We start from the raw sequence: 12,500 nt of genomic DNA, 5'->3' as shown, positions 1-12,500 counted from the left end.
GCCGCAGTCCTCGCCACCGACCCCTGGGCCGGGCCCTTCGTCATGCCGGCAGGCGCCGGAACCTCGAGACCCTCATGAACCCTCGCAACACCCGACGCGCGGCGCTCGCCTTCGTCGCGGTCACCATCTTCCTGGACTACGCCGCCCAATCCATCTCCTTCCCGATCCTGCCCCGCCTGGCCCAGCAGCTGCTGGGGGGCGACGCCGCCAGCGCGGCGCGCTGGACGGGCTTCCTGGAGGTGGGATGGGCGATCCCGCAGTTCCTGGCCGCGCCGTTCCTGGGGATGCTGTCGGACCGGTTCGGGCGAAGGCCGGTGATCCTGATCTCCGTGTTCGGGGTCGGCGCCGAGCTGGTGATGGGCGCGCTCGCGCCCACCGTCGGATGGCTGATGGCGGCGCGCGTCCTCTGTGGCCTGACCTGCGGGGCCCAGGCCGCCGCCATGGCCTATGTGGCCGACATCACGCCGCCCGAGGACCGCACACGGGCCTATGGCTGGATGAGCGCGGCGATGTGGAGCGCCATCATCCTGGGGCCGGCCCTCGGCGGCCTGCTGGCGGCCCACGATCTGCGGACGCCGTTCTGGGTGGCGGCGGGCTTCGCGGGACTGGGCGGCGTCTACGGCCTGTTCGTCCTGCCGGAGTCCCTGCCCAGGGCGAAGCGCGCGCCGCTGCGCTGGGCCAAGGCCAACCCGTGGGGCGCGGTGGACCTGCTGGTTCAGCGCAAGGGACTGCTGGTCCTGGGCGCGGCCCTGCTGCTGATCTGGCTGGCCTTCCAGGCCAAGGACAACCTGCTGGTCCTCTATACGGCGCACCGCTACGGCTGGAGCCCATTGGACTTCGGGGTCTTCTGCAGCGCGCTGGCGGTGGCCAGCATCGCCGTCCAGACCGGCCTGACCGGACGGGTCGCCAAGGCCCTGGGGGACCGGCGCGCCGTGCTGCTGGGTCTGGCCCTGGAGGTCGCCGGCTTCGCCGCCGTGGGTCTGGCGCCCACCGGCCTCTGGTTCTGGCTGGCCCACCTGCCAGTGGTGCTGGGCAGCATGGCGACGCCGGCGCTGCAGTCCCTGATGAGCGCCAGGGTCGGCGAGGACGAGCAGGGGCGGCTGCAGGGGGCCATGGGCTCCATCGCCAGCCTGACAAGCATCACGGCGCCCATCGCGGTCACCCAGGTGTTCGCCGCGACCCTGACCTGGGGACCCCAGTGGTCAGGCCTGACCATCCTGATCGGCGGGGTTTTGAGCCTCGGCGCCTGGATACTTGTCCTGCTCTTCGCGCGCCCTGTTTCCCCTGAGAAAAAGAACCCCTAAATGCGCGCCATCATTGCGCCCGAAACCTCGTCAGAGTCCGGCGACGTTTCCCCGCTCGGAGAGCCCATGCGAGCCCATCGCGTCCTGATCCCCATCCTGGCCCTCTTGGCCGCCTGTTCCGATCCCACCGCGAGGTCCAAGGCGCAGATTCCGCCGCTCGCCCAGCCCACCCGGGCCGCGCCCGGGGACTCCATGACCATGAAGATGTCCTTCGCCCCGGTGGTGAAGCGCGCCGCGCCGGCGGTGGTGAACATCTCTTCCAAACGCATGGTCCGCACCCAGGCCGATCCGTTCTGGCAGATGTTCGGCATGGGGGCTCCCCGCGACCGGGTGGAGGGCTCCCTCGGCTCGGGGGTCATCGTCCGCTCCGACGGGGTGATCATCACCAACAACCACGTGGTGGAAGGCGGCCAGGAGATCACCGTGGCCCTGGCCGACCGCCGTGAATTCCCCGCCAAGGTGCTGCTGGCCGACCCGCGCACCGACCTGGCGGTGCTGAAGATCGACGTGGGCGCCGAGCGCCTGCCGGTCCTGCCCATCGACGACACCGGCGAGGCCCAGGTGGGCGACCTGGTCCTGGCCATCGGCGACCCCTTCGGCGTCGGCCAGACGGTGACCAACGGCATCATCTCGGCCCTCAACCGCACCGCCGACCCCAATGGCGACGCGGCCAACGCCTATATCCAGACCGACGCGGCGATCAATCCGGGCAATTCCGGCGGCGCCCTGGTGGACATGGACGGCGACCTGATCGGGGTGAACAGCTTCATCCTCTCGCGTTCCGGCACCTCGTCGGGGGTCGGCTTCGCGATTCCTGGGGCGATGGTGAAGCGCATCGTCGAGACCGCCGCCGGCGGCGGACACGTGGTGGTGCGGCCCTGGCTGGGCGCGCGGACCCAGCCGGTGACCGGCGACATCGCCCACAGCCTGGGCATGGCCATTCCGTCGGGCGCCCTGGTAGCCGAGATCTGGCCCGGCGGCCCCGCCGCCCGCGCCGGCCTGCGGCCCGAGGACGTGATCCTGTCGGTGGATGGCAGGCCCGTGGCCGACCCCGCCGGGGTGAGCTACGCCCTGGGCTCCAGCCGGCCCGGCGAGGTGCTGAAGCTCGGTGTCCTGCGCGGCGGCGCCAACCTCACCCTGAACCTCAAGGCCGAGGCGCCGCCGGCGACGCCCGCCCGCGACGAGCAGGCGCTGAGCGGCCGCCATCCCTTCGACGGGGCGACGGTGGTGAACCTCTCGCCCGCCGTTGCCGACGAGCTGGGCCTGGATCCCTTCTCCGGCAAGGGGGTGCTGGTGACCAAGATGGGCCGCGGCTTCGCCATGAACGCCGGTCTGCGTCCGGGCGACTTGATCCGCCGGGTCAATGGCCGCGACATCGGCACGGTGCGCGACCTGATGGCCGTGGTGGGTACGGGCGCTGGCCAATGGCAGGTGACCATCGTCCGCGGCGGCCAGGAGATCTCGGCCAACTTCAGGACGTAGAGTCTCCCTCCCCCTTATGGGGAGGGTGGACGAAGCGAAGCTTCGGACGGGTGGGGGATTGTGGTCAGACACCCCCACCCCGATCGCCTCGCGATCTTCCCCTCCCCATGAAGGGGAGGGAAGGCTAGAACCGCTCCATGGCCGACCTCTTCGAAGCCGCGGGTCTGACGCCGCATGCTCCCTCACCGCTGGCGGACCGCCTGCGGCCGCAGAAGCTCGACGAGGTGGTGGGCCAGGATCACCTGCTGGGACCCGAGGGGCCGATCCGGCGGATGGCCGAGGCCAAGCGGCTGTCGTCGATGATCCTGTGGGGGCCCCCCGGCACCGGCAAGACCACCATCGCCCGGCTGCTGGCCAAGGAGGCGGGCTACGAGTTCCAGCAGCTCTCGGCGGTGTTCTCCGGGGTCGCCGACCTCAAGAAGGCCTTCGAACAGGCGAAGATGCGGCGTTCGGCGGGGCAATCGACCCTGCTGTTCGTCGACGAGATCCACCGCTTCAACCGCGCCCAGCAGGACGGCTTCCTGCCCTTCGTGGAGGAGGGGATCGTCACCCTGGTGGGCGCCACCACCGAGAACCCGTCCTTCGAGCTAAACGGAGCGCTGCTGTCGCGCTCCCAGGTCTATGTGCTCAAGCGCCTGGACGACGAGGCGCTGAAGATGCTGCTGGAGAAGGCCGAGATCCACGAGGCCCGCGCCCTGCCGCTGGAGCCCGAGGCCCGCGACGCCCTGGTGGCCCTGGCCGACGGCGACGGCCGCTACCTGCTCACCCTGGCCGAGACCCTGCTCAACATCGGCACGGCCAAACCCTTGTCGATCAAGGAGCTGGGGGAGATCCTGCAGAAGCGCAGCCCGGCCTACGACAAGGACCGGGAGGAGCACTACAACCTCATCTCGGCCCTGCATAAGTCGATCCGCGGTTCCGATCCGGACGCGGCCCTCTACTGGCTGGCGCGCATGCTGACCGGGGGCGAGGACCCGCTGTTCATCGCCCGCCGGCTGATCCGGGCGGCCATGGAGGATATCGGCGAGGCCGACCCCATGTCCCTGGTGCTGGCCAACGCGGCCAAGGACACCTACGACTTCCTGGGTTCGCCCGAGGGGGACCTGGCCCTGGCCCAACTGGTGGTCCACCTGGCCGCCGCGCCCAAGTCCAACGCCGTCTACAAGGCCTTCGGAGCGGCGATGCGCTCGGCCAAGGAGACCGGCTCGCTGATGCCGCCGGCCCATATCCGCAACGCTCCCACCAAGCTGATGAAGGACCTCGGCTACGGCAAGGGCTACGCCTACGACCACGACGCCGAGGAGGGCTTCTCGGGCCAGAACTACTTCCCGGACGGCATGGCGCGGCCCAGCTTCTACCAGCCCAAGGACCAGGGCTCGGAGGCGCGCATCAAGGAGCGCCTGGCGCGCTGGGCGGCGATCCGCGCCGAACGGGACGGCAAGTGAGGCCGGCGCCCAAGCGGAAGGCCGAGCCCGCGCCGGTGGTGCTGACGCCCGAAGAGATCGCGCTCGTCCGCGGCCTGGTGATCTATGAGGATCCGCACATCCTGGCGCTCAACAAGCCGGCGGGCCTGTCCAGCCAGGGCGGGCGCGGCCAGGTCCATACCCTCGACGAGATGCTCTGGGCCTTCGCCAAGCCGGGCAAGGCGCGGCCTCGGCTGATCCACCGCCTGGACCGCGACACCTCCGGGGTGATCCTCACGGCCAAGACCAAGCCCGCCGCAGGATTCCTCGGCAAGGCCATGATGGGGCGCAGGTTTTCCAAGACCTACCGGGCTATCGTCACGCCCGGCGCGCCCGATCCCACCGGCGGGACCATCGAGGTTCCCCTGCGCCGGGACGAGGCGGGGCGAGAAGCCTTCATGCGGATATGCGCGCCCGATCACCCGGACGCCGAGACCGCCCAGACCCGCTATCGCACCCTGGCCGCCAACGATGTCGCGGCCCTGCTGGAGCTGTCGCCGGACACCGGGCGCATGCACCAGCTTCGGGTCCACCTGGCCTCCATCGGGCGGCCCATCGCCGGGGACGTTCGGTATGGCGGCGCCCTCGCTGTCGGGGGGCAACCGGTTCCCCGCCTGATGCTGCACGCCGGGGCCCTATCGTTCCCGCATCCCGAAGGCGGGACCAGGCGGATCGAGGCGCCGACGCCCCCGGACATGGCGACGATCCTGGCGGCCATCGGCCTGGAGCCGTAAGGGGGAACGGGGGCGGGGCTTGGCCGTTCTGTCGGGCAAGCCTTGGAAGTCAAACGACTTTCCGCCAGACCGAGACCGCCCGATGAAACGCCTGATCCTCACCGCCGCCCTCTGCGCCAGCCTGGCGGCCTGCGCCAGCGCGCCCACCGTCTTCACCGCCGCCAACGGGCCCCAGGCCGTCGGGTTCTCCGACTACCGGATCGAGCCCGGCCGCTACCGGGTGACCTTCCGCGGCGGCCCCGGCGCGCCGCCCGAGCAGGTGGCCGACTACGCCCTGCTGCGGGCGGCCGATATCGCGCTGGCCGACGGCTATGACTGGTTCCGGGTGGCCGACCGGGTGATGCGCCAGGCCGGGCCCGACAACGGACCGCGGGTCTCCCTGGGCACGGGCGGCGGCAGCTATGGCCGGGGCGGCGGCGTGGGGATCGGTCTGGGGACCAGCTTCAACCTGGGCGGCGGTCCGGCCCTGGCCCAGACGATCGAGGTGGTGATGGGCAAGGGCCCCAAGCCCCCGGGCGGCGACGTCTATGACGCCCACCAGCTGCGCGCGACCATCGGGCCCAGGGTCTAGGCCGCAGGCTGCTGCTGCTGGGCGGGCCGGACGACCTTCATCGAGGCGTGGGTGAAGCCAGCGACGCCGGCCACGTCCAGGAAGCCCTCGGAGGTCAGGCCGTGGATCATCAGGGCCGGGGCGCGGCCGCGCGCCTGGGCGGCCAGGGCGATCATCTGGCTCGCGACCTGGGAATCCCCGCCGAGCAGATCGCCGGCGTCCACCGTCAGGCCCTGGAGCCGCGCGCCCCGCACCGGGCCGATGGCGTCGCGCACCGGCTGGATGCGGGCCAGCACCCCCTTGCAGACCTGGCCCACCAGGCCGGTGACCTCCAGCAGGCGCGCCTCGGGGGTGCCGCGGTCGACATCGATCAGCTCCACCATGATGCCGGTCTTCATGCGGGCGGGGGTGAGGCCCGGGACCGAGATCAGGGCCTGGCGGCCCTTGCGGGCCGACATGGTGCGGAAGGACAGCGGCAGGATCAGCGGCGGCTGGGGACGGCCCTCGGCGCCGGCGAACAGGGCGGCGAAGTCCAGGGCCGAGCGGTCGATGAAGGCGATGTCGTCGTCCGACAGCTTGCCGAAGGCCCGGGCCGGGATCAGCCGGCCGCTGGCGATGTGGGTCACGGTGGGATCGACCCGCAGGGCGGCGGTCACCTTGTGGCGAAGGCTGACCACCTCCTGCAGGGCGAAGTCGATCCGCAGGTTCTGGCCCGAGGCGGTGACGAAGGAGATCGGATTGCGCCGGCGCTCCTCGGCCGGGTCGACGCCGGCGTGGTAGGGCGAGACGGCGATGACCTCCTCGGGCGGCGCGGCGCGCGGGGCGGCGATGCGGGCCAGGTCGATCTCCGAGCAGGACAGCTCGTCGCCGTTGATGGCGCTGACCGCCCGGATCTTCATGTCGGCGCGATCGGCGACGCCGAGGAAGAACAGCAGCACCTCCTCGAGGATCTTCAGGCTGACCGCCTGGGCGGCGACGCCTTCCTCCGAGGTCATGGCGATCAGGAAGTCGGTCTCGCCGACGCGGTGGCGGATGTCCTGATAGGCCAGGTGTTCGTCGCACTTCTTGCCGACATAGGCCCAGACCGCGTCCCGCTTGCGCGTCCAGCGGTCGCCGGAGCGCTGACGGATGGCCTCGACGCTGATGATGGTGACGCAGCCCCGTTCCACCAGGTCGGTCGCGGCCAGCCGTTCGAGCGCCGCGGCAGCGCCGCCGGCGGTGAGACGCTCGATACTCTTGGGCTCGCCGGGGGACACTTTGCGCGGCCGGGTTCAGGAACTTGGACGAGCATAATCCCGCCCAGCCCTTAACCAGGCGTTGCGGGCCAGGGTTACCGAGCGCGGCTTCTCGACGGCGGCGGCGCACCGTCGCATAAGGGGCCATGGAAAAACTGCTTCTGGTGGCCGCCGGCGGGGCGACCGGCGCGATGGCGCGCTACGCCCTGGGGATTCAGGCGATGCGGCTGTTCGGCCCGGCCTGGCCGTTCGGGACCTTCCTCGCCAACATCCTCGGCGGCCTGCTGATGGGCATGCTGGCCGGGTTCCTGGCCCATCGCGGCGGGGCCGATCAGGAGCGGCTGCGGCTGCTGCTGGGGGTGGGGGTGCTGGGGGGCTTCACCACCTTCTCGGCCTTCTCCCTGGAGACGGCCCTGATGATCGAGCGGCGCGCCTATGGCGTGGCCGCCTCCTATGCCACCGCCTCGGTCCTGCTCTCCATCACCGCCCTGTTCGCGGGCCTGTTGCTGGCGCGGCGGATGTTCGCATGAAGGAGGTCCGCACCCTGTTCGTGGACGCCGGCGAGGACGGGGTCCGGCTGGACCGCTGGTTCAAGCGCCGCTGGCCGCACCTGAACCATATCCAGATCCAGAAACTGACCCGCTCGGGCCAGATCCGCGTCGACGGCGGCCGGGCCAAGCCGGACTCGCGGCTGTCGGCCGGCGCCCAGATCCGCGTGCCGCCCCTGCCCGACGCCCCGGAGCCGGGGACCCGCGACAAGGGCATCGACGCCCGCGAGGCGGCCTACGCCAAGAGCCTGGTGCTCTATGAGGACGAAGAGGTGCTGGTGCTCAACAAGCCCGCGGGCCTGGCGGTGCAGGGGGGCACCAAGACCCACAAGCACATCGACCGGCTGCTGAGCGCCTGGGGCGAGGGGCTGGAGCGGCCGCGCCTTGTCCACCGCCTGGACCGCGACACCTCCGGCGTCCTGGTGCTGGGCAAGACGCCCGGCGCGGCGGCCAAGCTGGCCGGCGCCTTCGCCCGGCGCAAGGCGCACAAGACCTACTGGGCCATCGTCATCGGCTTCCCCAAGCCGGGGGAGGGGGTGCTGGAACTGCCCCTGGTGAAGAAGGGGGTCGGCGACCGCGAGATGGTGGTCCCGGCCCAGCCCAAGGAGCCGGGCGCCGAGCCCGCCGAGACCGAGTTCGTCACCATCAGCCGGGCCGGGCCCCGGGCCGCCTGGATGGCCCTGCGCCCCCACACCGGCCGGACCCACCAGCTGCGGGCCCACATGCTGGCCATGGGCCACCCGATCCTGGGGGACCCGAAGTACAACACCGCGGCCTCCAAGGAGCTGTCGGGGCCGCTGAAGCTGCAGCTGCACGCCCGGCGCCTGAGCCTGCCGCACCCCTCCAGCGGCACCCTGGTGCTGGAGGCGCCCCTGAGCCCGGAGATGAAGGAGGGCTTCGCCCGCTTCGGCTTCGACGAGCACGAGGCCGACCCCGAGCCGTTCCGCCGGGGCCGGAAGTAGGTCCTAGCCGTTCAGGGAGCCCATCATCCCGGCGGCGTAGCGGTCGCCGACGGAGATGTCCGGCGGGAAGGCCGCGTCGATCTCGGCGAGGTCGGCGGCGGTGAGCACGACGTCGACGGCGCCGGCGTTGTCCTCCAGGTACTTGATGCGCCGGGTGCCCGGGATCGGAACCACGTGCTCGCCCTTGGACATCACCCAGGCCAGCGCCAGCTGCGAGGCGGTGACGCCCTTGGCCTGGGCCAGCGCCTTCACCTTCTCCACGATGGCCAGGTTACGGGCGAAGTTCTCGCCCTGGAAGCGGGGGTTGGAACGGCGCCAGTCGGCGGCGCCGAAGTCGTCGGGGGTCTTGATCTCGCCGGTGAGGAAGCCGCGGCCGAGGGGGCTGTAGGGCACGAAGCCGACGCCGAGCCGCTCGCAGGCGGCCAGGGGGCCGGTCTCCGGATCGCGGGTCCAGAGGGAGTATTCGCTCTGCAGGGCGGTGATCTGGTGGACCTTGCAGGCCCGCTCCAGGGTCTCGGCGGAGGTTTCCGACAGGCCCAGGTGGCGGACCTTGCCGGCCTTCACCAGCTCCGCCATGGCGCCGACGGTCTCCTCGATGGGCGTGTCGCGGTCGACGCGGTGCAGGTAGTAGAGGTCGATGACGTCGGTCTTCAGGCGCTTCAGGCTGGCGTCGCAGGCCGAGCGGACGTAGGCCGGGCTGGCGTCCACCCCGGTGGCCTCGCCCTTGCGGACGATGCCGAACTTGGTGGCCAGGAACACCTTGTCCCGGCGGCCGGTCAGGGCCTCGCCCAGCAGCTCCTCGTTCTCATAGGGGCCGTAGATGTCGGCGGTGTCCCAGAAGTTGATCCCCAGCTCCAGGGCGCGGTCCAGGGTGGCCAGGCTCTCGGCCTTGTCGGAGGGGGCGCCATAGACGGCGGTCATGGTCATGCAGCCCAGGCCCATGGCCGAGACGGTCGGGCCCTTGGCCCCCAGTTGACGGGTCTTCATGCGCGTACTCCCTGGATGGCGTGACCGATTCAATGCCGGGGTCACTATATCGCGGCGCAGGCTGGCCGTATCTGTTCGCCTTCGACGCCTCCTCGCGCCGCTGATCCACGGGAGATGACCATGACCCACCCCGCCCTGACCTCCGGCCGCGCCGCGGTGGTGGCCGGCTCCGCCAGCGGCATCGGCCTGGCGGCCGCCAAACGGTTCGCCGCCCTGGGGATGAAGGTCTGCCTGGCCGACCAGAACGCCGAGGCCCTGAAGGCCGCGGTGAAGGCGGTCCAGGCCGTGGCGGCCGCGCCCGACCAGGTGTTCGGCGTCCCCACCGACGTCTCCGACGCCGAGGCGGTCAATCGCCTGCGGGACGCCGCCTACGAGCGGTTCGGCGAGGTGGGGGTGCTGATGAACAACGCCGGGGTCGGGGGCGGGGCCGGGGCCTGGGAGCATCCGGACCGCTGGCGTCGGCTGCTGGAGGTCAATCTGTGGGGGGTGATCAACGGCCTGCAGGCCTTCACCCAGCTGATGATCGACCAGCAGACCCCCTGCGCCATCGTCAACACCGGCTCCAAACAGGGGATCACCAATCCGCCCGGGGACGTGGCCTACAACACCAGCAAGGCGGCGGTGAAGGCCCTGACCGAGGGCCTGGCCCACCAGCTGCGCAACGTCGAGGGCGGGCAGGTGAGCGCCCACCTGCTGATTCCCGGCTTCACCTTCACCGGCATGACGGCGCGGGCCACCGAGAAGCCGCCCGGCGCCTGGAGCGCCGAGCAGGTCGCCGATTTCATGATCGCGGCGATGGGGAAGGGGGACTTCTACATCCTGTGCCCCGACAACGACGTCACCCGCGAGACCGACGAGAAGCGGATCCGCTGGGCCGCCGACGACCTGATCCTCAACCGATCGGCCCTGTCGCGCTGGGATCCGGACTACATGGCCGCCTTCGAGACTTTCATGGCGTCGAAGCTCGGGGCAGGCTAAGTCGGGCGGAGAGCCGAACCGTTGCGGCGGCCAAGCTGCCGCTATAGGTTCCGCCGCTCTATTCCCTTGCGCCTTTCGTGCGGAGTTTCCCGACGTGGTTGATGTCTTTGAAGAGGTCGAGGAGCAGCTCCGCACCGACCGCTACAAGGCGCTTGCGCTGAAAGCCCTGCCCTGGGTCGGCGCCGTCATGGCCGCCGCCCTGGTGGTGGCCCTCGCGATCTGGGGCTACGAGACCTATCAGACCAAGACCACGTCGAAGGCCTCGGAGCAGTACAGCCAGGCCCTGGACGCCTTCAACGCCGGCCGCGCAGACGAGGCCGACCGGCTGTGGACCGAGGTCGCGAAGTCGGGCTCCAAGGCCTACAAGTCGCTGGCCCTGCAGCATCAGGGCGGCGTGAAGCTGGCCGCCGGCAAGACCGCCGAGGCGGTGAAGTATTTCGACCAGGCCGCGGAAGCCGCGCCGAACGACATCATCGGGGACGCCGCCCGCCTCAAATCCGCCTTCGCCTTGCTCGACACGGCTCCTTACAAGGACTTGGAGGCGCGCCTGACGCCGATGCTCAAAGAAGGTCGGCCCTATCGCACCGAGGCGCGCGAAGCCCTGGCGTTCGCCAAGATCATGGCCGGCGACCTGGCCGGCGCGCGGGGCGACTTCGTGGTGATCTCCCTGCTGGCCGACGCCTCGGAAGGCGCGCGCAACCGCGCCAAGGCCGCCATGGACCTGATCGATTCCGGCTCGGCCAAGAACGTGGCCGCCGCCGCCCGCGCCGCCGCGGCCCTGCCGCCGCAGAGCCTTGTTCAACCGGGGGCCGCCGCGGCTGGCCCTTCCGCTCCGACGCAACAAACCCCGGACGCCAAATGACGCTTCGCAGCCGCACCGGACTTGCCCTGCTCCTGACGGCCGCCCTGGCCGCGAGCGGGTGCTCGACCCTTAGCCGCCTCAACCCCTTCCCCAAGAAGGAAGCTCCCGGCGAAGTCGCCAGCGAGGGCGAACGCATCGCCATCGTCGCCTTCGACCAGAAGGTGGAGGCCGCCGAGGCCCTGAAGGGCGCCGACTTCTTCCTGCCCGACCCCGTCCAGGTGACCCAGTGGTCCCTGCCGGGCGGCACGCTGGAAAACTCCGTCGAGCACGTCGCGGCCGGCGGAGACCTGTCGATCGCCTGGAAGCGCGGCTTCGGCAAGGGCTCCGACCGTGGCGCCCACGTCACCGCCCCGCCGGTGGCCGTCAACGGCAAGATCTATGTGATGGACGGCGAGGCCACGGTCTCGGCCCATGACGCCCAGTCGGGCGCCGAGGTGTGGAAGGTCGACCTGCGTCCGGACGGCAAGCGCGACAAGGAATCCTTCGGCGGCGGCATCGCCATCGCCGACGGCAAGCTCTACGTCGCCTCCGGCTACCGGTTCGTCGCCCAGCTCAACGCCGACACCGGCGCGGTCGGCTGGAAGGTGAAGACCGAGCAGCCGATCCACGCGGCCCCCACCGTCTCCGGCGGCCGCCTGTTCGTGGTGGCGGTGGACAACACCCTGCTGACCTACAACACCGCCGACGGGACCCCGAGCTGGACCTATCAGGCCCTGTCGGAATCCTCGCGCATCCTGGGCGCTTCGACGCCGGCGGTGTCGGGCGACACCGTGGTGGCCGCCTTCGGGTCCGGCGAACTGGTGGCCCTGCGCGCCGCCAACGGCAACGACCTGTGGAACGAGGCCCTGTCGCGGGCCAGCCGCAACAACGCGCTCTCCGAGATTCGCGACATTCCCGGCCGGCCGGTCATCTATCAGGGCGATGTCTTCGCCGTCAGCCACTCCGGCGTCTTCGCGGCCACCGACCTGCGCACCGGTCAGGCGCGCTGGAGCCTGCCGATCACCGGCATCACCACCCCCTGGCCGGCGGGGGACGTGGTCTATGTCGTCGACAAGGGCGGCCAGGTGATCTGCGTGGCCCGCGAGAGCGGCCAGATCTACTGGATCCGCGACCTCAGCGTGGGCCGCGGCAAGGCCAAGGGCGGCCTGATGGGGCTCAGCCTGGGCCGCAAGAAATATGTCTCCAAGCCGATCTGGTCGAGCCCCCTGCTGGCCTCGGGCAAGCTGATCACCGTGTCCAACCAGGGCGAGCTGGTGGCGCTCAACGCCAAGACCGGCGTGGTGGAGAAGACCATGAACCTCGGTTCCAGCGTTCTGCTGGGCCCGATCGCCGTCAATGGCGTCATCTATATCGCGACCGATGAGGCTCAACTCATCGCGCTGCGCTAAGCCAGAG

General features: G+C 70.8%; 12 protein-coding genes. 10 read left to right on the top strand and 2 right to left on the bottom strand.

Translation table 11 applies throughout. The features are described from left to right. The first annotated feature begins 74 nt into the window (after window positions 1-74). From AC1RN5_RS09500 to AC1RN5_RS09480, 5 genes are all read left to right on the top strand, one after another. A complete protein-coding gene (locus AC1RN5_RS09500; RefSeq protein WP_493040941.1) occupies window positions 75-1,304 on the top strand; it encodes an MFS transporter in 1,230 nt (409 codons plus the stop codon). A 66-nt stretch (window positions 1,305-1,370) separates the two neighbouring features. Beyond that, a complete protein-coding gene (locus AC1RN5_RS09495) occupies window positions 1,371-2,786 on the top strand; it encodes a Do family serine endopeptidase (RefSeq protein ID WP_493040940.1) in 1,416 nt (471 codons plus the stop codon). Window positions 2,787-2,923: 137 nt separating this feature from the next. Then, window positions 2,924-4,231, top strand: coding sequence for a replication-associated recombination protein A (locus AC1RN5_RS09490; protein ID WP_493040939.1), 1,308 nt, complete (start codon window positions 2,924-2,926; stop codon window positions 4,229-4,231). Next, window positions 4,228-4,983: an RluA family pseudouridine synthase gene (locus AC1RN5_RS09485; protein WP_493040938.1), complete on the top strand. Its 756-nt coding sequence runs from the start codon at window positions 4,228-4,230 to the stop codon at window positions 4,981-4,983. The genes AC1RN5_RS09490 and AC1RN5_RS09485 overlap by 4 nt, the downstream gene beginning before the upstream one ends. Window positions 4,984-5,065: 82 nt before the next feature. After that, window positions 5,066-5,554 carry a CC0125/CC1285 family lipoprotein gene (locus AC1RN5_RS09480; protein ID WP_493040937.1) on the top strand — a complete coding sequence of 163 codons (489 nt, stop codon included), beginning with the start codon at window positions 5,066-5,068 and terminating at the stop codon, window positions 5,552-5,554. Here AC1RN5_RS09480 and AC1RN5_RS09475 read toward each other — a convergent pair. Continuing rightward, window positions 5,551-6,789 carry a hypothetical protein gene (locus AC1RN5_RS09475; protein ID WP_493040936.1) on the bottom strand — a complete coding sequence of 413 codons (1,239 nt, stop codon included), beginning with the start codon at window positions 6,787-6,789 and terminating at the stop codon, window positions 5,551-5,553. The two genes, AC1RN5_RS09480 and AC1RN5_RS09475, sit on opposite strands and share 4 nt — an antisense overlap. A gap of 125 nt (window positions 6,790-6,914) precedes the next feature. On the opposite strand from AC1RN5_RS09475, the gene crcB reads away from it, so the two are divergent. Both crcB and AC1RN5_RS09465 read left to right on the top strand, forming a co-directional pair. Next, complete coding sequence (gene crcB / locus AC1RN5_RS09470) at window positions 6,915-7,298, top strand: fluoride efflux transporter CrcB (RefSeq protein ID WP_493040935.1); 384 nt, start codon at window positions 6,915-6,917, stop codon at window positions 7,296-7,298. Continuing rightward, entirely contained in the window at window positions 7,295-8,278 is a 984-nt protein-coding gene (locus tag AC1RN5_RS09465; protein ID WP_493040934.1) for an RluA family pseudouridine synthase, read from the top strand. The genes crcB and AC1RN5_RS09465 overlap by 4 nt, the downstream gene beginning before the upstream one ends. A 3-nt stretch (window positions 8,279-8,281) precedes the next feature. On the opposite strand, the gene AC1RN5_RS09460 is transcribed toward AC1RN5_RS09465, so the two are convergent. After that, the gene (locus AC1RN5_RS09460; protein ID WP_493040933.1) at window positions 8,282-9,265 is read right to left on the bottom strand and encodes an aldo/keto reductase; all 984 of its coding nucleotides are present in this window, start codon (window positions 9,263-9,265) and stop codon (window positions 8,282-8,284) included. A gap of 120 nt (window positions 9,266-9,385) precedes the next feature. Here AC1RN5_RS09460 and AC1RN5_RS09455 point away from each other — a divergent pair, with 120 nt between their 5' ends. The 3 genes from AC1RN5_RS09455 (at window position 9,386) to AC1RN5_RS09445 (ending at window position 12,493) form a co-directional block, all read left to right on the top strand. Continuing rightward, window positions 9,386-10,243: an SDR family NAD(P)-dependent oxidoreductase gene (locus tag AC1RN5_RS09455; protein ID WP_493040932.1), complete on the top strand. Its 858-nt coding sequence runs from the start codon at window positions 9,386-9,388 to the stop codon at window positions 10,241-10,243. Between the two features lie 94 nt (window positions 10,244-10,337). After that, window positions 10,338-11,105 (top strand): tetratricopeptide repeat protein, encoded by a 768-nt coding sequence (locus AC1RN5_RS09450; RefSeq protein ID WP_493040931.1) that lies wholly within the window; start codon window positions 10,338-10,340, stop codon window positions 11,103-11,105. Further along, window positions 11,102-12,493, top strand: a complete 1,392-nt coding sequence (locus tag AC1RN5_RS09445) for a PQQ-like beta-propeller repeat protein (RefSeq protein WP_493040930.1) — start codon at window positions 11,102-11,104, stop codon at window positions 12,491-12,493. Before AC1RN5_RS09450 ends, AC1RN5_RS09445 begins: the two co-directional genes overlap by 4 nt. Window positions 12,494-12,500 lie beyond the last annotated feature (7 nt).

The sequence above is a fragment of the Phenylobacterium sp. GW821-FHT12F10 genome, from assembly GCF_058806695.1.
The sequence above is the reverse complement of the archived record's forward strand: the minus strand, read 5'-3'. Positions and strand labels throughout refer to the sequence as shown.

What these genes read in the sequence shown, in the direction of transcription:
- AC1RN5_RS09490 (WP_493040939.1), top strand. Translation starts at nt 2,924, where the DNA reads ATGGCCGACCTCTTCGAAGCCGCGGGTCTGACGCCGCATGCTCCCTCA.
- AC1RN5_RS09480 (WP_493040937.1), top strand. Translation starts at nt 5,066, where the DNA reads ATGAAACGCCTGATCCTCACCGCCGCCCTCTGCGCCAGCCTGGCGGCC.
- AC1RN5_RS09455 (WP_493040932.1), top strand. Translation starts at nt 9,386, where the DNA reads ATGACCCACCCCGCCCTGACCTCCGGCCGCGCCGCGGTGGTGGCCGGC.
- crcB (WP_493040935.1), top strand. Translation starts at nt 6,915, where the DNA reads ATGGAAAAACTGCTTCTGGTGGCCGCCGGCGGGGCGACCGGCGCGATG.
- AC1RN5_RS09460 (WP_493040933.1), bottom strand. Translation starts at nt 9,265, where the DNA reads ATGAAGACCCGTCAACTGGGGGCCAAGGGCCCGACCGTCTCGGCCATG.
- AC1RN5_RS09465 (WP_493040934.1), top strand. Translation starts at nt 7,295, where the DNA reads ATGAAGGAGGTCCGCACCCTGTTCGTGGACGCCGGCGAGGACGGGGTC.
- AC1RN5_RS09445 (WP_493040930.1), top strand. Translation starts at nt 11,102, where the DNA reads ATGACGCTTCGCAGCCGCACCGGACTTGCCCTGCTCCTGACGGCCGCC.
- AC1RN5_RS09495 (WP_493040940.1), top strand. Translation starts at nt 1,371, where the DNA reads ATGCGAGCCCATCGCGTCCTGATCCCCATCCTGGCCCTCTTGGCCGCC.
- AC1RN5_RS09500 (WP_493040941.1), top strand. Translation starts at nt 75, where the DNA reads ATGAACCCTCGCAACACCCGACGCGCGGCGCTCGCCTTCGTCGCGGTC.